The sequence below is a fragment of the uncultured Intestinimonas sp. genome, from assembly GCF_944387725.1.
In the GTDB taxonomy this organism is placed as follows: Bacteria; Bacillota; Clostridia; order Oscillospirales; family Oscillospiraceae; genus Intestinimonas.
On record NZ_CALXGA010000036.1, the window covers coordinates 1 to 20,065 of the forward strand.

At 63.6% G+C, this 20,065-nt stretch carries 15 protein-coding genes, 1 tRNA gene and 2 pseudogenes; 7 read left to right on the top strand and 11 right to left on the bottom strand.

Annotated features, from left to right (window positions below; all coding sequences use genetic code 11):
- Positions 1-344 precede the first annotated feature (344 nt).
- A tRNA-Thr gene (locus tag Q0K09_RS06565) sits at positions 345-420 on the bottom strand.
- 157 nt (positions 421-577) lie between these two features.
- Between Q0K09_RS06565 and miaB the strand changes: the two genes are divergently transcribed.
- From miaB to Q0K09_RS06600, 7 genes are all read left to right on the top strand, one after another.
- Entirely contained in the window at positions 578-1,990 is a 1,413-nt protein-coding gene (gene miaB, locus Q0K09_RS06570; RefSeq protein ID WP_294474481.1) for a tRNA (N6-isopentenyl adenosine(37)-C2)-methylthiotransferase MiaB, read from the top strand.
- Positions 1,991-2,073: 83 nt separating this feature from the next.
- Positions 2,074-4,674 carry a DNA mismatch repair protein MutS gene (gene mutS, locus Q0K09_RS06575; protein ID WP_294474483.1) on the top strand — a complete coding sequence of 867 codons (2,601 nt, stop codon included), beginning with the start codon at positions 2,074-2,076 and terminating at the stop codon, positions 4,672-4,674.
- Between the two features lie 85 nt (positions 4,675-4,759).
- Positions 4,760-6,739, top strand: a complete 1,980-nt coding sequence (gene mutL, locus Q0K09_RS06580; RefSeq protein ID WP_294474485.1) for a DNA mismatch repair endonuclease MutL — start codon at positions 4,760-4,762, stop codon at positions 6,737-6,739.
- Positions 6,740-7,212: 473 nt separating this feature from the next.
- Positions 7,213-7,458, top strand: a complete 246-nt coding sequence (locus Q0K09_RS06585; RefSeq protein ID WP_294474487.1) for a helix-turn-helix transcriptional regulator — start codon at positions 7,213-7,215, stop codon at positions 7,456-7,458.
- An 84-nt stretch (positions 7,459-7,542) separates the two neighbouring features.
- Positions 7,543-8,025 (top strand): Cys-tRNA(Pro) deacylase, encoded by a 483-nt coding sequence (ybaK, locus tag Q0K09_RS06590; protein WP_294474489.1) that lies wholly within the window; start codon positions 7,543-7,545, stop codon positions 8,023-8,025.
- Positions 8,026-8,029: 4 nt separating this feature from the next.
- Complete coding sequence (locus Q0K09_RS06595; RefSeq protein WP_294474492.1) at positions 8,030-8,827, top strand: YlmH/Sll1252 family protein; 798 nt, start codon at positions 8,030-8,032, stop codon at positions 8,825-8,827.
- Between the two features lie 28 nt (positions 8,828-8,855).
- On the top strand, positions 8,856-9,065 hold the full coding sequence (locus Q0K09_RS06600; protein ID WP_294474495.1) for a DUF896 domain-containing protein: 210 nt from the start codon (positions 8,856-8,858) through the stop codon (positions 9,063-9,065).
- Positions 9,066-9,435: 370 nt separating this feature from the next.
- On the opposite strand, the gene Q0K09_RS06605 is transcribed toward Q0K09_RS06600, so the two are convergent.
- The 10 genes and pseudogenes from Q0K09_RS06605 to Q0K09_RS06645 form a co-directional block, all read right to left on the bottom strand.
- Entirely contained in the window at positions 9,436-10,365 is a 930-nt protein-coding gene (locus Q0K09_RS06605; protein ID WP_294472515.1) for a phosphate acyltransferase, read from the bottom strand.
- 223 nt (positions 10,366-10,588) lie between these two features.
- Entirely contained in the window at positions 10,589-11,374 is a 786-nt protein-coding gene (locus Q0K09_RS06610) for a coenzyme F420-0:L-glutamate ligase (RefSeq protein ID WP_294474498.1), read from the bottom strand.
- Positions 11,375-11,777: 403 nt separating this feature from the next.
- The gene (locus Q0K09_RS06615; RefSeq protein WP_294474502.1) at positions 11,778-12,890 is read right to left on the bottom strand and encodes a copper amine oxidase N-terminal domain-containing protein; all 1,113 of its coding nucleotides are present in this window, start codon (positions 12,888-12,890) and stop codon (positions 11,778-11,780) included.
- Positions 12,891-12,943: 53 nt separating this feature from the next.
- Entirely contained in the window at positions 12,944-13,186 is a 243-nt protein-coding gene (locus Q0K09_RS06620) for an S-layer homology domain-containing protein (RefSeq protein WP_294474519.1), read from the bottom strand.
- Positions 13,175-13,336, bottom strand: a pseudogene (locus Q0K09_RS06625) (S-layer homology domain-containing protein); the annotation flags it as partial. The gene Q0K09_RS06620 and the pseudogene Q0K09_RS06625, both read right to left, overlap by 12 nt.
- Before the next feature lie 319 nt (positions 13,337-13,655).
- Positions 13,656-13,838 (bottom strand): annotated as a pseudogene (locus Q0K09_RS10770) (InlB B-repeat-containing protein); the annotation flags it as partial.
- A 401-nt stretch (positions 13,839-14,239) separates the two neighbouring features.
- Positions 14,240-14,878, bottom strand: coding sequence for a recombinase family protein (locus tag Q0K09_RS06630; protein ID WP_294474511.1), 639 nt, complete (start codon positions 14,876-14,878; stop codon positions 14,240-14,242).
- A gap of 297 nt (positions 14,879-15,175) precedes the next feature.
- Positions 15,176-17,845, bottom strand: a complete 2,670-nt coding sequence (locus Q0K09_RS06635; RefSeq protein WP_294474513.1) for a calcium-translocating P-type ATPase, PMCA-type — start codon at positions 17,843-17,845, stop codon at positions 15,176-15,178.
- A gap of 367 nt (positions 17,846-18,212) precedes the next feature.
- Entirely contained in the window at positions 18,213-19,073 is an 861-nt protein-coding gene (locus Q0K09_RS06640) for a YhjD/YihY/BrkB family envelope integrity protein (RefSeq protein ID WP_294474515.1), read from the bottom strand.
- 116 nt (positions 19,074-19,189) lie between these two features.
- Positions 19,190-20,065: class I tRNA ligase family protein (locus Q0K09_RS06645; RefSeq protein WP_294474518.1), on the bottom strand; the 876-nt coding region annotated here is incomplete at its 5' end.

Below are 20,065 nucleotides of genomic sequence, written 5' to 3' on the forward strand. Positions count from 1 at the left end.
TTTCGGAGAAAATTAAGCCTCATCAATGGGAAAAGCTCCCCTGGCGCTGGGTTGTTGAGCGCACGCTGGCATGGCTGGGCCATTCCAGACGTCTCAGCAAAGATTATGAGATCCTCTCCGCTTCTGAAGAGACAATGGTTAAAATCTCTCATATTCATACACTCGTGAAACGCTTATGAATACGGCTTCTCAGGGATTTTGGCGTCCCCTTTGCCAATATCATTGCGGAAATAGGTTCGGTCCTACTTTCCTCTGAAGAGCTTAAACAACCATAAAGTTGGAAGAGCCCATTTTAATTGACTTTTATATAAAAAAGCAGCCTTATCCTCAGATAAGGCTGCTTTTGGAGCTGGAAACGTGACTTGAACACGCGACCTGCTGATTACGAATCAGCTGCTCTACCGACTGAGCTATTCCAGCATATTTGAGGAACTTTTGTTAGATGGTATACTATAATACCGTATCTTTTTGCTCTTGTCAAGGATATTTTTCCGTCCGGCCTCAGGGACGGCTTGAGATTTCCCGGGGAAAATGGTATAATACCCAAAACCCTATTTTTTCGGGAGGACCCTGTCACATGGAGCACACCACACGGATTGACCCCGCCGACATCGCCCGGCAGAGAGACTTCTGCGCCCAGGTGCGGGAGCGGAACGCCGCCCTGCCCGCGCCCCCTCTGGCCTTTGTGGACACCTACGGCTGTCAGCAGAATGAGGCCGACTCGGAGCGCATCCGGGGCTTTCTCAGCGAGATGGGCTACGGTTTCACCCCAGACGAGGCCCTGGCCGACGTCATCGTCATCAACACCTGCGCCGTCCGGGAGCACGCCGAGCAGCGGGTACTGGGCAATGTAGGGGCCCTGGTCCACGCCAAGCGCGCCCACCCCGGCCAAATCCTCTGCCTGTGCGGCTGTATGATGCAGGAGCCCCACAATGTGGAGAAAATCCGGCGGTCCTTCCGCCATGTGGACCTGGTCTTCGGACCCCACGCCCTCTGGCGGTTCCCGGAGCTCCTCTGGCGGGTCGTCACCCGGCGGGGCCGGGTCTTCGACACCCCCGACGAGGCCGGATCCATCGCCGAGGGTCTCCCCGTCCGGAGGGAGGGCTCTGTCAAGGCCTGGGTCTCCATCATGTACGGCTGCAACAACTTCTGCTCCTACTGCATCGTCCCCTATGTCCGGGGCCGGGAGCGCTCCCGGCAGCCCGAGGACATCCTGGCCGAGGTCCGGGACCTGGCCCAGGACGGATATAAGGACATCACCCTTCTGGGCCAAAACGTCAACTCCTATGGAAAGGACCTGGGACTCCACGGAGTGGACTTTGCCTGGCTCCTGGAGCAGGTCAACGCCGTGCCGGGGGAGTTTCTCATCCGCTTCATGACCAGCCACCCCAAGGACGCCTCGGAGCGGCTCTTCGACACCATGGCCGGCTGCGAGAAGGTGGCCCCCCACCTCCACCTGCCCTTCCAGGCGGGGAACGACCGGGTCCTCCGGGCCATGCACCGGGGCTATACCCAGGAGCACTACTTAGGACTCATCCAATCCCTCCGGGCCCGCATCCCAGATATCGTCCTCACCAGCGACGTCATTGTGGGCTTCCCGGGGGAGACAACCCAGGAGTTTGAGGACACCCTGAAGGTGCTGGAGGCGGTGGAGTTCGACGCCCTCTTCACCTTTCTCTACTCCCCACGGAAGGGGACCCCGGCGGCGGAGCTCCCCGACCCCATGCCCAAGGAGGAAAAGGCCGCCAACTTCCAGCGGCTTGTAGACCTCCAGAACGCCATCTCCGCCAGAAAACAGGCCGCCTATGTAGGGAAGAGCCTGCGGTGCCTGGTGGATGTCTGCAGCGACGACCCCCGGCATAACCTCAACGCCCGTACCGCCGGGGGGCGGCTGGTCCACTTCTCCGGGGACGAGGCCCTGCTGGGCCAATTCGTGGACCTGAAAATCACCGGCGCCTCCACCTGGGCCCTCTTCGGGGCGCTGGCCTGAGGGAGGGATGCGGCAAAAGCGGAGGCGCCCGTATGAAGCGGCCCCGGCGCCCCCTCCAACCTATCGAAAAGGAGAACAAAGCCATGTCCGGTGAGACCACCCCCATGATGAAGCAGTATCTCAAGATGAAGGCTGAGCACCCGGACTGCATCCTGATGTTCCGGCTGGGGGACTTTTATGAGATGTTCCATGAGGACGCCAAGCTGGTGTCCCAGGAGCTGGACCTCACCCTCACCACCCGGGACCGGAACAAGCCCAAGGAGGAGCGCACCCCCATGTGCGGGGTGCCCTACCATTCGGTGGAGTCCTACATCGCCCGGCTCATCGCCAAGGGCTATAAGGTGGCCATCTGCGAGCAGATGGAGGACCCCGCCACGGCCAAGGGGCTGGTGGACCGGGACATCATCCGTATCGTCACACCCGGCACCCTCATGGACTCCTCCATGCTGGAGGAGGGGCGCAACAACTTCCTGGCCTCCCTCTGCTTCACCCCGAAGGGGGCGGGGGTCTGCTTCTGCGATGTCTCCACCGGGGAGGTCTCGGCCGCCGCCTTCCAGGGCGGGGACTGGCGGGAGCACCTCTACAACGAGCTGGGCCGCTACACCCCCCGGGAGGCTGTGCTCAACACCGTCGCCTGGGAGGATTTGGAGCTCCAGACCTTCCTCAAGACCCGGCTGGACTGTCGCTGCGAGCGGGGCCGTGAGGCCGACTTCGCCCCCGAGACCGCCCGGGCCGCCGCCGAAAAGCAGTTTCGCACCGGACTGGAGGACCTGCCCCCGGAGGCGGGAGCCGCTCTCCAGGCCTGCGGGGGCCTTCTGACCTACCTCTACGAGACCCAGAAGACCGATCTGAGCCATCTCACCGCCTTTCACTACTACCAGAGCGGGGCGTTTATGGAGCTGGACCTCACCGCCCGGCGGAATTTGGAGCTCACGGAAACCCTCCGGGGCAAGGAGAAGAAGGGTTCCCTCCTGTGGGTGCTGGATAAGACCCGCACTGCCATGGGGGGCCGGCTCATCCGCGCCTGGATGGAGCGGCCCCTCCTCTCTCCGGCCCAGATTCAAAAGCGGCTGGACGCCGTGGAGGAGCTGGTGGGGGACGCCATCACCCGCCAGGAGCTCTCTGAGTGCCTGCGGGAGGTCACAGATTTGGAGCGGCTCATCGGCCGCATCGTCTACGGCACCGCCGGGGCCCGGGACCTCACCGCCCTCTCTGCCGGGCTGGGGAGGCTCCCCCAGCTGCGCGAGCTCCTCTCCGGCTTCCACTCCTCTCTCCTCACCGTCCTGGCAGGGGCCCTGGACGACCTGCCGGAGCTCCGGGACCAGCTGGATCGGGCCCTGGTGGAGGAGCCCCCCTTCTCCGTTCGGGAGGGGGGATTCATCAAGGTCGGCTACCATGCGGACGTGGACCAGATCCGGGACGTAATGGCCAACGGCAAATCTCTGGTGGCCTCCATCGAGCAGCGGGAGCGGGAGAAGACCGGCATCAAGAGCCTGAAGGTGGGCTACAACAAGGTCTTCGGCTACTATATCGAGGTCTCTAAGTCCAACTACGACCTGGTGCCAGACACCTACATCCGCAAGCAGACGCTGGTTAACTGTGAGCGCTTCATCACCCAGGAGCTCAAGGACATGGAGCACACCATCCTCTCTGCCCAGGACCGCATCACGGCCCTGGAGTACGAGCTCTTCTGCCAGCTCCGGGAGACCGCCGCCGCCCAGGTGGGGGCCATCCAGGCCAGCGCCGCCGCCGCCGCCCAGGTGGATGTGCTCACATCCTTTGCCGCCGTGGCCGCCGCCAGCGGCTACTGCAAGCCAACGGTGGACCTCTCGGACAAGCTGGACATCACCGAGGGCCGTCATCCCGTGGTGGAGAAGGTTCTCAAGGACAGCCTCTTTGTCCCCAACGACGTCCACATGGACGGGAAGGACAACCTGGTCTATATCATCACCGGCCCCAACATGGCGGGCAAGTCCACCTACATGCGCCAGACGGCCCTCATGGTGCTCATGGCCCAGATGGGCTCCTTTGTCCCGGCCAAGCGCGCCCACATCGGTATCGTGGACCGGGTCTTTACCCGGGTGGGGGCCTCCGACGACCTCTCCGCCGGGCAGTCCACCTTTATGGTGGAGATGACCGAGGTGGCCGAGCTGCTGAAAAACGCCACATCCAAGAGCCTCCTCATTTTGGACGAGATCGGCCGGGGCACCAGCACCTACGACGGCATGTCCATCGCCCGGGCGGTGCTGGAGTACTGCGCGGACAAGCGCCGCCTGGGGTGCAAGACCCTCTTTGCCACCCACTACCACGAGCTCACCTGTCTGGAGGGGCAGCTTCCCGGGGTAAAGAACTACAATGTGGCGGCCAAAAAGCGCGGGGACGGGGTGATCTTCCTGCGGAAGATTGTCCCTGGCCCCGCCGACCAGAGCTATGGCATCGAGGTGGCCAGTCTGGCGGGGGTGCCCGGCCGGGTCATCGACCGGGCCCGGGACATCCTGGAGGAGCTGGAGGCCCAGGGCGCTCCCGCACCCGCCCCGGTGCGCCCTGCCGGGGAGGACGGACAGGTCTCCTTCCAGGACATGGAGGCCGGGGAGGTGGCCCGGCGGCTCCGGCAGACGAATATCGACACCTTGACCCCCATCGAGGCCATGAATCTGCTCTATGAGCTTAAGAAGATGCTCTGAAGGGCCCGCCTGGCCCCAGGAGGGCCCGGCGCCCTGCCCCCAGGGCCGGAGCGCCCCAAAACCACCACAGAAAGGGGTGAACCCGATGCCCCATATCCAAGTCTTAGACAGCCATGTGGCCGACCTCATTGCCGCCGGCGAGGTGGTGGAGCGCCCCGCCTCGGTGGTGAAGGAGCTGGTGGAGAACGCCATTGACGCCGGATCCCATGCTGTCACCGTGGAAATCCAGCGGGGGGGCATGGCCTATATCCGGGTCACCGACGATGGCTGCGGCATAAATTCCGCCGACGCCGAGACCGCCTTCCTCCGCCACGCCACCAGCAAAATCCGCTCCGAGTACGACCTGGAGGCCATCGGCACCTTGGGCTTCCGGGGGGAGGCCCTGGCCGCCATCTCCTCGGTGTCCCGGATGGAGCTCCTCACCCGCACCGCCGGCAGTGACTTCGGCGTCGCCCTGAAGCTGGAGGGGGGCGTGGTCACCAGCCGGCAGGAGGCCGGAGGGCCCCAGGGCACCACCATGGTGGTGCGGGACCTCTTCTACAACACCCCCGCCCGGCTCAAGTACATGAAAAAGGACGCCGCCGAGGGGGCCGCCGTCTTTGCCGCCGTCCAGCGGGAGGCCCTGGCCCACCCGGAGGTCTCCTTTCAGTTCCTCCGGGACGGAAAGCAGGACCTCCTGACCCCCGGGGACAGCCAGCTCCGCTCCGCCGTCTACGCCGTGCTGGGCCGGGATTTGGCTCTGGGCCTCACCCCCGTCCAGGGCTCCGGAGAGGACGGCATCCGGGTGGAGGGCTTCGCCTCCCTCCCCGCCTGCTGCCGGGGGTCCCGGAATTACCAATTCTTCTTTGTCAACGGGCGCTTCATCAAGTCCCGGACCATGATGGCTGCCCTGGAGGAGGCCTACAAAAACCAGCATATGGTGGGGAAATTCCCCGCCTGCGTCCTCCACCTCACCGTCCGGCCCAACAGCGTGGACGTAAACGTCCACCCCACCAAGACCGAGGTGAAGTTCGTCAGTGAGCGGCGGGTCTTCGACAGTGTCTACCATGCGGTCAAGGGGACCCTGGAGGGGGAGGTCCGCCGGCCTTTGGCGGTGCTCTCCGCCCCCAGGACCGCCCCCCACGACACCGTCACCCCCAACCAGACCGCCTTCCTCCGCATGACGGCGGAGGAGTACCGCAGGGGGGGGCCTCCGGCCTCCTCCCGGCGGGAGGCCGCCCTGGCCGTCGGGTCCCGCCGGGTCCCCGGCTCCACCCGGGTAGACCGCATCGAGCAGGGGGGCGGGCTGCCCCTCCACGATTTCACCCGGCCACAATTCCAGAAGCCGGAGGCTCCGCCGCCCCAGGAGGAAGCCCCGCCGTCCGTCCTGGTCCCGGAGGAGGCGCCTCCAGCGCGGGAAGTCCCAGCGGCGCCCGATGCCCAGGACAAAGGCGGTGCTCAGACCCCGGAGGAGGGGCCCCCGGCGGAGCCGGAGCGTTCCCCGGAGGAGGGGTCCGCCCCGGAGCCCTGGACCGTCCGGGGGGAGCTCTTCCAGACCTATATCCTGGTGGAGCAGGGGGAGCGCTGCTTCTTCATTGATAAGCACGCCGCCCATGAGCGGATGAACTTCGACCGCCTCAAGGCCCAGGGCTACACCCCCATGGTCCAGGCGCTCCTGGCCCCGGTGGTGTTCACCCCCACACCGGAGGAGGCCGCCTCCCTCCTCCAGAACCGGGAGCTTCTGGCCCGGTTCGGCTTTGACTGCGAGGACTTCGGCGGCGGGGCGGTGATCGTCCGGGCCTGTCCCGACTATGTGGACGCCGGAGAGGCCGAGGCCACCCTGCTGGAGCTTGCCGCCGGGCTTCTGGAGGAGCGCCGGACCGATCCCCAGGGGGTACGGGACCACCTGATGGCCACCATGGCCTGCAAGGCGGCCATTAAGGGGGGCCAGCGGAACGGCCCCGCCGAGCTGGAGCGGGTGGCCGCAGCCGTCCTGGCCGGGGAGGTCCAATACTGTCCCCACGGCCGGCCCGTAGCGGTGGAGCTCACCCGGGGGCAGCTGGAAAAGCTCTTCAAGCGAGCTTAGGGCTTGTTTGAAACATGTCAACATGCCCAACCGGCGGGGCTTTTGCCCCCTGGACGGCGCAATATTTCCTTGAAATCCGACAGGATTCCTGCGAAAAAATTGCTTGCCGGCGGCCCAAAATCCCTCCCTGCTGGACACATCGCCAATTTTCAAACAAGCCCTAGCCAGAAGAAAGCGCCCGGCTAGCCGGAAGCCGTTCTGGAAGGCCTGCTCGGAAGCCGGCAAAAGCTCGTCGCCCGCCGCAGTCCAGACCTCCTCAGCAAAGTCCCCTCCCATGACCGACTTGATTTTTCGTATTGGAGGGATCGGATTTCCTAGATGGCGTGGGTATGGGAGTTTGTGGTAGAATGAGCCGGATCGGCCTCCAGCTCGCCGCGAAGCAGGTCGTGAAGAAATTCGTTCATTGGCTGCACTCCTTATGAAAAAGCTAATGCTATTATATTAGTAATAAGCTAATATATCAAGGAGGTTCCATGCCCTTCAACAAAAAAGTATTTGGGGAACGCCTTCGGGAGGTCAGAAAACAGTGCGGAGAGGCCCAAACGGCCATTGCCAAGCTGATTGATGTCTCTGTCCCCCAGGTCAGCGATATGGAGAACGGGAAGAAAACCACAACAGTGGAAAAGATGGCCCTCATCTGTGAACACTACCGGGTGTCAGCGGATTACCTGTTGGGGCTGACGGATGACCCCACCCCCTGGTGCCGGAGGGAAGTGTGAGGGCGCCGCCCTCTGGGGGCTGATTTTGCCTGGTTTACTGCACAAAACGCCACAGTGGCACGCTGCGGAAAGGAATATCGGAGGATGTCAGAAGAAAAAACCAACGTCATGCGGGTCTTGGACCAAAAAAAAATCCCCTACACCCCCCACAGCTACCCCCACCAGCCTGGGGCGGCGGTGGATGGGGCGGCGGTGGCCGCCCTGCTGGGCCGGGACCCCGCCGGGGTCTTCAAGACTTTGGTGACCCGTGGGGCCTCTGGAGCCCACTATGTCTTTGTGGTGCCGGTGCTGGCTGAGCTGCATTTGAAAAAGGCCGCCAAGGCCGTGGGGGAGAAGTCCATCCAGCTCATCCACGTCAAGGAGCTCACCCCCCTCACCGGCTATGTCCGGGGGGGCTGCTCTCCCATCGGCATGAAAAAGCGCTTTCCCACCGTCCTGGACGCCTCTGCCCAGGGCCAGGAGACCATGCTGGTCAGTGCCGGAAAGATTGGCAGCCAGGTGGAGCTGAGCCCGGAGGCCCTGGCGGAACTCATCGGGGCCTCTTTCGCCCCCCTGACCCAGGAGTGAGGCCATGAACAAGACTGAGCTGTTGGGAAAGCTCTCCGTCGGCCCGGAGGAGCGGCTGGTGCTGGCCCGGGCCATGGACAAGCTGGAGCTGGCCCGGAACCGGGGCATCCCCGCCCATACTCCATTCCTCTCCCTGGCCGAGCAGGATGCCGTGGGGCGGCTCATCGCCGCCTGCGGACACCCGGAACACCTCTTCTGGGGGGGCTGGGAGGGGGCTGAGCGGAAAATCTGCGCCTTCCTTCCCGACTGGATGGCGCCGGAGGACTTCCAGACCGGGGAGGACTGCCCCCTCACCGCCGTGGCCGTGGCGGCGTCCCCCGACGCAAGGCTCACCCACCGGGACTACCTGGGGGCCATTCTGGGTCTGGGCCTCACCCGGGAGAAGATCGGGGATCTGCTGGTGGAGGAGGGGACGTGCCAGGTGCCTCTGCTCCGGGAGGTGGAGCACGTTTTGCTGACCCAGCTCGACCAGGTGGGCCGCTGGCGGGTGCGGGTGTCCCCCTGTCCCCTGGGAGAGCTGCGTCCCCCCGAGCAGAAGGTCAAGGTAATCCGGGACACCGCAGCCGCCCTGCGGCTGGACGCAGTGGCCGCCTCTGGCTTCTCCCAGTCCCGGTCCAAGATGGCCGCCCTTATCTCCGCCAAAAAGGTGGCCCTCAACGGCCGGGAGTGCGACAAGCCAGACCGCACTGTGGGGGAGGGGGACGTGCTCACCTGCCGGGGGCTGGGAAAGTGCGTGCTCAAGGAGGTGTCCGGCACCTCCAAGAAGGGACGGATTCTGCTGGTACTGGAGCGGTATCTGTGAGCCCTGTTGGGAAAGGAGGGACCTGAGCATGGAACAGCACAAAATCGACCGCATCAACGAGCTGGCCCGGAAGGCTAAGGCCGGCGGCCTCACGCTGGAGGAGGAGGCGGAGCGGGAGGGCCTTCGGGCCGAGTACCGGGCCGCCGTCCGGGCCAACCTGACCGCCCATTTGGACAACACCTATGTGGTGGATGAGCAGGGAAACAAGACCAAGCTGAAAAAGAAGGTGGAGTACTAGTACTCCACCAAGCCAGAAGCTTGCATTTGTCTTCCGGCGGAATTTCCGGGTCACTTCGTTATCGTCCTTGGTGGGCGTCAGCCCACCGGCGTCCTCTGCCTTGTTCCACACAAATTCCGCTCGAAATCCAATCTGCAATTTCCAACTTGGTGGAGTACTGGGCCGCCTTCCTGTGGGGGCTGGAAGCAGTCTGCGGCCGAAAAGGGTGATTTGTATGCTGTCACGGGAAAAGGCAGCTGGAAACAGACGCCGCCAGCCAGACATAAAAGATAGAGGCATGGGAAATATCCCCTGCCTCCATTTTTTGATGCGTTCCATTTGATTTGCCGGGCCGCAGGTTACAGCGGGCCCCTGCCAAGAGGGGAGCGGGTCAGTCCCCGTTCTGCTTCCGCCAGTGGTCCAGTACGGCGCAGAAGACCAGGGAGAGGTAGGTCTCCTGGGCGGCGGCGCTGCGGCTGGTGAGGGCGATGGGCACCTTGGCCCCCACCACCGCGCCGCAGGTTACGGCGTGGGCGTGGATAAGCCAGCTTTTTACCAGGGTGTTGGCGGTGGAGAGGTCCGGGGCGATAATGCCGTCAAATCCCCCGCCGCTCCAGGGGCAGTCGTAGTTTTTCAGCCGGGCGGCCTCCTTGCTGAGGATGAGGTCGTAGGCGATGGGGCCCCACAGCTCGCAGCCGGCGAAGGGCCGGGATTTCTGCTCAGCCACCAGACGCTGGGCCTCCACGGTGTCGGGCATGTGAAAGGTCACATGCTCCACCAGGGCCAGCAGGGCCAGCTTGGGGTCCTCGTAGCCGAAGGCCTTCAGGGCGTCGGCGGTGTTGCGGATGATGGCCTTCTTCTGGGTCATGTTGGGCTTGATGATGACCGTCATGTCGCTCAGGGCCAGGAGCTTGGGGTACTCCGGCAGGGAGCACAGGGACACATGGCTCATGAGCCGGTCGGTCCGCAGGCCGTTTTTGCCGTCCAGCACCGGCATCAGGAAGTCCCGGGTGGGGAGGTTGCCCCGCATGAGCACGTCGCCGTCGCCGGAGTTGATGATGTCAATGGCGGCCTGGGTGATGTTGTGCCCCGGCGGGGTGTCTACCATGGTGTAGGGCTCCTTCTCCAGGCCCAGCTTCTCCAGCACCGTGACGGTCCGGGCCCGGTCGCCCACCAGCACAGGCTGGGCCAGCCCCTTCTCCTGGGCGGTGAAAAGGCCCTGGAGCATGTTCTCGTTGTCGGAGCCGGCCAGGATCACCCGCATGGGCCGGGACATCTTGGGGACGCGCTCCAGAATGGCGTCAAAATTTTTCAGTTCCATGCCGTCATCTCCAATCCTCATTTCTGATTTGCCGCCGCAGCGGCGGCGATGCTCTCCCAGTATAGCCGATTTCCGCCCCAATGACAAGCGGAAAAGCGGGCTTGCCGGCCGAAAACGCGGGGCAGGGCCTTGGGACCCTCCTCCTGAAAGCCGCCGGACAGCACATAGATCTGACCGATGAGATCCATCGGGACCCCTTCTCTCTTCAATATACCGGGACCGCTCAGAGGGTCTCCCCGGCGGCGGCCCGGGCGGCGATGGCGGCCTGGGCCCCGGCCTCCAGGGCCTCGGCCTCCGCCTGGGGGACCTCCCGGACGAGGATGAAGGGGGTGAGCTGCCGGACCTGCCCGGCGGGGTTGTCCCCGATGAGCCCCGCCAGCTTCTCGTCCGGCCAGTCCTTCAGGGCGGAGCACTTGCCCAGAATCTCCTGGGCCAGGGCGTTGGCGTCCACAATCATGGAGACCACCCCCGTCTCCCTCAGCACCTTCTCGCACACCCCGTCGGGGTCGGCGGGGATGCGGATGCCCATTTCGGCGTACTCCTCGATGTCGTGGCCGAAGAAGCCGTCCAGGCCGTAGACCTCGTCCCCGGCGATCTTATAGAAGGTGCCGCGGACGCCCCGGAGCTTGTCAATGGCCGCCCGGAAGGCCGCCCACAGGATTTTCGGGGCCCCGCACTGGTTGATGGCAAACTGCATCTTGTAGGGCACCCCCGCCCCGGGGCCGGCGGCGGTCTGGGCCACAAAGCGGCAGAGAATCCTGGCCAGGAGGCCGGGTTTTACGTCCTGGGCGTAGACTACCCGCTTCTGGCAGAGGGAGACGATCTTCTCACTCACCGAGACGATGTCGCCGGGCTCCCAAATGGGGGCCACATACTGCCGGACCAGGGCGTCGTAGTCATCCCCCACCTGGACAAAGGGGATTTGGATGGCGTGGCGGGCGTAGGTCCTGCCGTCCACCTGGATGATAAGCTTTTTGGTGGCGTTGACATAAAAATCCTTGGGTTCCATTGGGCGCTCCCTCTTCTCTCTGGATTCTGGAGGGAGCGGGGCTCCCCCTGGCGGCTGGCAAGGGCCGGGCGGACCCGGCCATACGGGTACCAGTATATCCGTTTTCCCAGGAAAATCAACCCTTTGGGGCCATTTTCAGCAAAAGGGAGGAAATCCGGGGGAGGGGGCGGGTAATTTTGCGGCGGGCGGGGGCGGCAGAGGGCCCCTGCCAGCGGACCCCTGGTAAAAAAGGACGGCCAGCCGCAAAACGGCAGGCCGTCTAAAAGGATTCTAAGTAGGTATTGTAAAAAATATGGCACGGCATTCAGCATAGGCCCAAGGACCAGGACAGACTGTAAGGCAAAATTGCGCTGACCAAGGTAAAAGCTCCTGCGGTTGGGTATGCTGCCCTTTTTAGCGGGCCTTAACCCTGATAGGGCTGAGTGGTATCGATCACAATCGCGCCGGTTTCTCCATCCCAAGTGACATTGAATCCAACAGCCTGGCCCAGATCTCGCAATTTGAAGTAGGTATAGCCGTTTCCATGATTATCCGTTAGCGTGATTGCCTCCAGACTGGCCGGCTGTCCATTCACCAGAATGGATGCCTGGTTGGGGGTGTAAGCCCAATCTCCAGAAAAGGGAGTGGACATCTCGGAACCGTTGGACGCATAAGGCTCTCCCGTAGTAATAGTAATCGCATTAGCCGTCCCGTCCCATCCCACATTGAACTGGGCCTGGGAGCCGTTCAGCACATGAGCGATATCCCGCAGCTTGAGATAATTGGTGTCATTTCCCGCCTCATCCTTGAGCGCATAGGCGTCAAAGTCTAAGGACTGCCCATCGACGAGAATGGAGTAGCTGGTGGAGTACGCAGTATCTGATGTCGCGACAGGATCAGAGGGGGCCTCTGAGGCAGCAGAACCGCTTCCCAAGCTGCTGTCCACTACAAAGTCATATATGGCCCAGTAAATAAGTTGATCGCCGGGCTTTGGATGGTCTATCATAACAAAGACCCGATACAGCGAACGGTCTCCATATCCAGCCTCTGGCAGTTGAAATGTGACGGATTCTCCTGCGGAAAGATAGCGCTTCTCCGGGCCGGCATAGCCCCCGGATGAATAGTAGCTGATAAAGTCCCCGTCATCCTTCAGCTCGTAGTCAAGGGCGTCCCAATCGTAATTCGTGTTTGAGTCGTATACATTAACCTCCAGTCTCAGCGTGTTATAAATAAAAGCATATTCCTCACTGTCATCATAGCGAAGGGAAAACTCTGTTCCCGGCGCGATTCTTAGATAGGTGTCCTGCTCTACAAATGCGGAACCATCATAGTATTGAAGGGTAATTGGATCTGTGCCTGCGACAGAATTGCCAGATAAAATAGAGAAGTCATAGGTACTGAATACCTTATCCAACTCCGACTCGTCAGCATAAGATATGCTTTGGTGATACGGGGAAAGAGCTGTGGCCATAGCCGGGGCAGGCAGCGCCGCGCACAATACGCCAGTGATCAGGATCGCAGGGAATTTTTTTAACATTTTTTCATGCCTCCCTTATATTTCTGCTCCATGATCTTCGTTTGTATTCCACATTACAAAATTGGAAACCACAGCCGGTACAGGATGGTGACAATCATGGCCCGGGTGGTGGTGAGATTTGGGCTGAACCGGTTGTCCACGGTCCCGGCCATCATGCCCCGCTCATAGACGAACCGCACCGCGTTGTAGTACCAGTCGCCGGTCCCGACATCGGTAAAGGGCAGGGCGGCCGGCTTGGGCTCCGGATCCGGTTCGGGTGCCGGTTCCTCCGGGATTTCTGTGAAGACCGCCTCCACAATGACGCGCCTGCCGGGCATCTCGAAGGTGTACTCGGCGGCGCTCAGCCGCTCCACGTCAATCTCGCCTCCGCTGCTGTTGACGACAGTGATGCGGTCCAGCTCGTAGCCGGCATCCGGGTCCACGGTGATGGTGACGGTGTCGCCGCGCTCGGCCCTGTGGGATTGACACGGATGGCGCCGCCGCTGCTCTGCTCCACAGAGACGGTGTAGTTGGCGGAGCCGCTGACACCGCCGCCACCAGAGGAACCACCACTACCGGTGGAGCCGCCGTCAGAGGGCCGATTATCACTATCAGTGCTACCGCGTTCACTCCACTGTGCATATACCGTAGCGTCAGCATTGAAAACGGTATCCAGGGTAATTATTGTTCCGCCGCTAGGGCTTGTTTGAAAATTGGCGATGTGACCAGCAGCGAGGGATTTTGGGCCTCTGGCAAGCAATTTTTTCGCAGGAATCCTGGCGGATTTCAAGGAAAAATTGCGCCGTCCAGGGGGCAAAAGCCCCGCTGATTAGGTATGTTGACATTTTTCAAACAAGCCCTAATCGCAGTATACCAACCGTTGAAGGTATAACCATTACGATTTGGAGTAGGAAGAGAGGATAGTTTCCCATCTTCGTCTGTGACTGCACTTGTAATATCTATGTTTCCACCATTGGAATTAAGGTAATCGTGTAGTTATGAGCCACCCGTCCACTCAGAACTGCTGTAATCTGTACATCTTCCGCAAGTATAATCACAGTCGTACTGTCCGCAAACAGATAGCAGCCTGAGAGGTGATTTCCGAGGCGAATCCTATGGTTGGAAATAACGTAATCAGCAGACAGCACGCCAACAACATACTGACGAGTCTTTTTCGTCTTTTCATAACACCCTTCTCCTTTGCATAATTGTGTACCTTTTGGCAGGCCGGGCGCAAGAAATGTACCTGTAAAATTTTCTGTTTTTCAGGCAATTTCGGAGGCAAAAACAGTTGATATCGCCGGCTCATTGTGGTAAAATCAAGGCATCATTCCAGCGTCAAAAAAATACATATTTTTGTAAAAAGCCCCTCACGCCGGAGGGGCTGTTTCGTACCGCTCCGCCTGGTAGCGGAAGGTGGACAGGGGCATTCCGCACAGCCTTGCGGCGGCGGCGCCCGTGACCTTTCCGCCCTTCCAGAGCTGGTACATCTGATGGAAGTTCTCCGGCAGGGGTCTGGGCGGCCGTCCGAACCGCACCCCCCGGGCCCTGGCCGCCGCGATGCCCTCCGCCTGCCGCTGGCGGATGTTGTCGCGCTCGTTCTCCGCCACGAAAGACAGCACTTGCAGCACAATATCGCTGAGAAAGGTCCCCATGAGGTCCTTGCCCCTTCTTGTGTCCAGCAGAGGCATGTCCAGCACCACAATGTCCACCCCCTTCTCTCTGGTCAGCACCCGCCACTGCTCCAAAATCTCCTGGTAGTCCCTGCCCAGCCGGTCAATGCTCTTCACATAGAGCACATCGTCCCGCTTCAGCTTCCGCAGCAGGCGCTTGTACTGGGGGCGCTGGAAGTCCTTCCCGCTCTGCTTGTCCATGTAGATGTTTTTCTCAGGGATGGGCAGCGCCTCCATGGCCAGGCGCTGCCGGTCCTCGTTCTGCTCCCGGGTGCTCACCCGGACATATCCATAGGCATGGACGGGGCGGAATTTGATTCTCTCTCTGGTATCCATGAAAAGACCTCCTTTTGTACTTCCCCCGGCGCACCGCCCTGCCGGTGAGAGCAAGGTTAGAAATAGCACAATCCGTGCGGAATTTCTACACCTCCCCAAGGCGGGTCAACCACGCCCCCGGCGGGGGAGGTCCGCCCGCAAGGGGCGGCAAAACAAGAAAAAGCGCGCCAGATTCCACCATAAAAGTGAAATCTGACGCGCTTTTTGCCGCTCGATGGTTCCAGACCGCCGCCGCATATCCGCTGTGTTGGGCCGGATGCTCAGGGGGTGGGCGGAGTCTGTTCCCGGGATGCGGGCCTACCGGCTGGGGACGGTCCGGCGCTGGCGCCGCCAGGCGGGCGCCGCCTCCCGGCGGCGGGCCCGTGCCTTGCTCAGCTCGCAGACGGCCACTGGGGCGGCGGCCAGGGCCAGGACGCAGGCCCACTGGGACGCGGTCATGGGGACGGTGCCGAAGACGGCCTGGAGGGGCGGCAGGCACAGCACGGCCAGCTGCATGGCCGCGCCCGCCAGGAAGGCGCGGTTCATGGCCTTGTTGGAGCACACCCCGATATGGAACAGGGACTGGCGCTCGCTGCGGACGTCAAAGGCGTGGAAGAGCTGGCACAGGGTCAGGGTGGCGAAGGCCATGGTGTTGGCCGCCGCGCCGCCGCCGGAGGGGAGGACGTGCTCCCCCAGCAGGTAGGCCGCCAGGGTCAGGCCCCCTACCAGGAGGCCCTGCCAGGCCAGCCGCCAGGTGAAGGCCGGCGTGAACAGGCTCTCCCGGGCGTCCCGGGGCTTCTCCTCCATGATTCCCTCCTCCACCGGCTCCACCCCCAGGGCCAGGGCGGGCAGGGAGTCCGTGACCAGATTCAGCCACAGGAGCTGCACCGGGGCCAGAGGCATTTGACGGAAATCCAGCACCGTGGCGCAGAAGATGGTGAGAATCTCCCCGATGTTGCAGGAGAGGAGGTAGTGAATGGCCTTTTTGATGTTGGCGTAGATGCCCCGGCCCTCCTCCACCGCGTGGACGATGGTGGAAAAGTTGTCGTCGGTGAGGATCATGTCGGCGGCGCCCTTGGCCACGTCGGTGCCGGAGCGGCCCATGGCGCAGCCGATGTCGGCGGCCTTCAGGGCGGGGGCGTCGTTGACCCCGTCCCCGGTCATGGCCACCACCTTTCCTGTCTTCTGCCAGGCCCGGACAATCCGCAGCTTGTGCTCCGGGGAGACCCGGGCGTAGACCGAGAACCGCGCCACCTCCTCCTCCAGCATCTCCTGGGGCATGAAGTCCAGGTCCTCCCCGGTGAGGGCCAGGTCCCCGGGGCGGAACATCCCGATCTCCCGGGCGATGGCCACGGCGGTGAGCTTGTGGTCCCCGGTGATCATCACCGGCCGGATGCCGGCGGCAAAGCACTGGGCCACCGCCCGGGGGACCTCGGGCCGGGGCGGGTCTATCATGCCGATGAGCCCGGCGAAGGTGAGCCCCCGCTCCAGATTCCCGGAGGCCAGGGGCTCCGGCAGGGCGGCCAGGTCCCGGTAGGCCGTCCCCAGTACCCGAAGGGCCCGCTGGGCCATGGTCTCGTTGGCGCTGAGGATGTCCCGCCGCACCTCCCCGGTGAGGGTGGCCCGGCCCAGCCGCCCCAGGGCGGAGGAGCACCGGGCCAGGAGCACGTCGGGGGCCCCCTTTACCAGCACCCGGAAACCGCCCCCCGGCAGGGGGTGGACGGTGCTCATGAGCTTGCGTTGGGAGTCAAAAGGCAGCTCCCCGCACCGGGGGAGGTCCCGCTCCAGGGCGTTTTTGTCCAGGCCCTCCCGGAGGGCGGCCTCCACCAGGGCGGCCTCAGTGGGGTCCCCGGAGGCGGCGGGTTCCCCGCCGGACTTGCAGGTCAGAATGGCGTCGCTGCACAACGCTCCGATGGTCAGGGCCTCCCGCCGGTGCTTTCCCCCCAGGCTCCACACCTCGGTGACCGTCATCCTGTTCTGGGTCAGGGTCCCCGTCTTGTCCGAGCAGATGACCCCGGCACAGCCCAGGGTCTCCACCGCCGGCAGGCGCTTGACAATGGCGCTGCGCCGGACCATCCGCTGGACCCCCAGGGCCAGGACGATGGTGACAATGGCCGGAAGCCCTTCAGGAATGGCGGCCACCGCCAGGGACACGGCGGTGAGGAACATGTCCAGCAGGTTCTTCCCCTGGAGGAGCCCCACCCCGAACATGACGGCGCAGACGCACAGGCACAGGAAGGAGAGGCTTTTGGAGATCTCCCCCATCTTCCGCTGGAGGGGGGTCTCCCCGTCCCCCTCCTCCAGGAGCAGCCCGGCGATGCGGCCCATCTCGGTGCGCATACCGGTGCCGGTGACCACGCAGATCCCCCGGCCTCCGGTGACCACCGTGCCGGAGAGGACCATATTTTTCCGGTCCCCCAGGGCGGTGTCCAGGGGGAGGGCCCCACAGGCCTCCTTTTCGGCGGGGGCCGACTCCCCGGTCATGGCTGACTCGTCGGTGCGCAGCCCGGCGCACTCCAGCAGCCGGCCATCGGCGGGCACCAGGTCCCCGGCCTCCAGACAGAGGATGTCCCCGGGCACCAGCTTGGCAGCCTCCACCCGGCAGAGCTGCCCGTCCCGCACCGCCCGGGCCAGGGGGGCCGACAGGTCCCGGAGGGCCTCCAGCGCCCGCTGGGCGCTGTCCTCCTGGGAGAGGGAGAGGACGGCGTTGAGCAGGACGATGCCCAGAATGATGACAGCGTCGACCCAGTCCCGTCCGCCCCCGGCCCACAGGGAGACCCCGGCGGCGCACAGGAGCACCACTATCATGGGGTCCTTCATCTGCCGCAAAAACCGCCGGAGCATGGACTCCTGGGCCGGGCGCTCCAGCTCGTTTTCCCCGTACCGCTCCAGCCGCCGCCGGGCCTCGGCGGCGGTGAGGCCGCCTCTGCGGCTGGTCTCCAGCTCCTCCAGAACTTCCTGGGCCCCCATGCCATACCATGCGCTCATGTGCCGTTCGCTCCCCTTTCCCAGCTTGTACCAGAGAGTATAGCCCCGGCCTTGTCCCCTTTCCAAGGGAAGGCCGTCGGACGGTTGGGGGCATATTCCCGCCCCCCGGCGCATAGGGTGCGGTAAATTTTTTTCTGCTCCCGGAGAAAAGTCCCGCTTATGGGACTTTTCTTGTGGAATCCTGGGACCAGAAAAGATACGAAGGGAACGCTGCCAAATGGAAGTACGCATCAAATGGGGGAGGGAGCATGTGGAGGTCTGCGACCGGACGGGCCGCTGCCTCTTTTCGGCCGGCAGCGAGGCCGGGGCCCTCCGGGAGCTGGAGGGGGCTGCCTGAGCAGGCCCTCAGTCTGACGAAAAGGACGCCTCACGGCGTCCTTTCCCCTCTCCGGAACCAGACATAGTTGAAGACATTCCCCAGGATAAAGATATTTCCGCACAGGTAGAGCCACACCAGCAGGATGATCACCGAGGCCAGGGACCCGTACACCAGGGAGTACCGGGAGGACAGGCCGATGAACCAGGAGAAGAGGACCGAGAAGGCCACCAGGGCGGCCGAGGCCAGGACGGCCCCGGGCAGGATGGGGGGCCTGGGTCCGCCCCGGGGCAGGGAGAGGCGATAGACCAGCAGGACAAAGAGGAGCACCAGACAGAAGAGAAGGAGAAAGCGCAGATTCTGCCAGCTCCCCAGCACCCGGTCCACCCAGGCAAAGCGCCCCTGGGCCAGCTGGAGGAACCATCCCCCGGTGAGGACCACCAGGATGGAGAGGTAGATGGTCACCAGGAAGAGGAGGGAGAAGAGGAGGCTGAGCGCCACCTGTCCCACCCCCCGGCAGGCGGGCCGCCGGTAGAGGCCGGCCATCACCTCCATCAGGGTCCGAAAGGCCGCCGAGGCCGAAAAGAGGGTCATGGAGACCCCCGCCGCCAGCATGGCCCGGGACTGGTTGGTGCTGATATAGCCCAGGTACTCCCCCAGAATGGGGAGGCTCTCCTGGGGCAGGACGTCCCCGGCGGCCTCCAGCACCAGGTCCACGTCCAGCCGCAGCAGGCCCACAAAGGCGTTGACGCAGATGAACAGGGGGAAGAAGCTCAGAATCAGGAAATAGGCCAGGGAAGCCGCCGACCGGGACACCCGCCGCTCAAAGTAGACCTCCCCCACGGCCAGGATAAGGCCCACCCCCGGCGCCCGCCGCAGCCGCGCCAGCGTCCGTTCCGCCCATGCTTTCATGCCGCCGCCCCCCTCCTTCCAGCGTGAGAAAAGCCCCGCCCCCCTGTCTCCAGGAGGGCGGGGCTTTATTTTATCACAACGGCGCTGGCGCTTTCAAGGCTTTTCCGCCGGGCGTCTTACAGGGACCGCACCACGGCGGCGCAGCGGGGGCACAGCTCTGGGTGGTCGTGGTCCGCGCCCACTCCCTCGTCGTGGTTCCAGCAGCGCACACACTTGGGGGCCTGGGAGAAGGCCACCGCGATGGTGCAGGGGATGAGGCAGTCCTCCGCCCGCTCCCCCTCCACCGCCTGGGTGGTGGCCGTGGCCTTGGAGACAATGCACAGGGCGGCCAGGTCCACGCCGTTGAGGAAGCCGGCGTCCTTCTGCTCCGCCACGGAGATGGTGATCTCGGTGTCCTGGGCCTTCTTGAACACCCCGGCGTTCCGGGCGTTCTCCAGGGCCTTGTTCACGGCGTCCCGGACGGAAACCAGCTTCTCCCAGCGCTCTGCCGCCGCCTGGGAGAGGGCCAGGGCGGGGTCATAGGCGGGCATATCGTTGAGGAGGACGCTCTCGCCGTCCACCCCGGCGCTGTGGGGCATGGCGGCCCAGATCTCGTCGCTGGTGAAGGCCAGGATGGGGGCGATGAGCCGGGTCATGCCGTCCAGGATGGTGTAGAGGGCGGTCTGGGCGGAGCGGCGGAGCCGGGAGTCCGCCCCCTCGCAGTAGATCCGGTCCTTGATGATGTCCAGGTAGAAGTTGGACAGGTCCACCACGCAGAAATTGTAGACCGAGCGGTAGACGGCGTGGAACTCATAGCGCTCATAGGCCTCCCGGACCCCCTTCACCAGGCTGTTGAAGGAGGCCAGGGCGTACCGATCCAGCTCCTCCAACTCCCCGTAGGGCGCCTGGTCCCGGTCGGGGTCGAAGCCCGCCAGATTGCCCAGCATATACCGGGCGGTGTTGCGGATTTTCAGGTAGGCCTGGGAGAGCTGCTTCATGATGTCCTTGGAGAT

What these genes read in the sequence shown, in the direction of transcription:
- miaB (WP_294474481.1), top strand. Translation starts at nt 578, where the DNA reads ATGGAGCACACCACACGGATTGACCCCGCCGACATCGCCCGGCAGAGA.
- mutS (WP_294474483.1), top strand. Translation starts at nt 2,074, where the DNA reads ATGTCCGGTGAGACCACCCCCATGATGAAGCAGTATCTCAAGATGAAG.
- mutL (WP_294474485.1), top strand. Translation starts at nt 4,760, where the DNA reads ATGCCCCATATCCAAGTCTTAGACAGCCATGTGGCCGACCTCATTGCC.
- Q0K09_RS06585 (WP_294474487.1), top strand. Translation starts at nt 7,213, where the DNA reads ATGCCCTTCAACAAAAAAGTATTTGGGGAACGCCTTCGGGAGGTCAGA.
- ybaK (WP_294474489.1), top strand. Translation starts at nt 7,543, where the DNA reads ATGTCAGAAGAAAAAACCAACGTCATGCGGGTCTTGGACCAAAAAAAA.
- Q0K09_RS06595 (WP_294474492.1), top strand. Translation starts at nt 8,030, where the DNA reads ATGAACAAGACTGAGCTGTTGGGAAAGCTCTCCGTCGGCCCGGAGGAG.
- Q0K09_RS06600 (WP_294474495.1), top strand. Translation starts at nt 8,856, where the DNA reads ATGGAACAGCACAAAATCGACCGCATCAACGAGCTGGCCCGGAAGGCT.
- Q0K09_RS06605 (WP_294472515.1), bottom strand. Translation starts at nt 10,365, where the DNA reads ATGGAACTGAAAAATTTTGACGCCATTCTGGAGCGCGTCCCCAAGATG.
- Q0K09_RS06610 (WP_294474498.1), bottom strand. Translation starts at nt 11,374, where the DNA reads ATGGAACCCAAGGATTTTTATGTCAACGCCACCAAAAAGCTTATCATC.
- Q0K09_RS06615 (WP_294474502.1), bottom strand. Translation starts at nt 12,890, where the DNA reads ATGTTAAAAAAATTCCCTGCGATCCTGATCACTGGCGTATTGTGCGCG.
- Q0K09_RS06630 (WP_294474511.1), bottom strand. Translation starts at nt 14,878, where the DNA reads ATGGATACCAGAGAGAGAATCAAATTCCGCCCCGTCCATGCCTATGGA.
- Q0K09_RS06635 (WP_294474513.1), bottom strand. Translation starts at nt 17,845, where the DNA reads ATGAGCGCATGGTATGGCATGGGGGCCCAGGAAGTTCTGGAGGAGCTG.
- Q0K09_RS06640 (WP_294474515.1), bottom strand. Translation starts at nt 19,073, where the DNA reads ATGAAAGCATGGGCGGAACGGACGCTGGCGCGGCTGCGGCGGGCGCCG.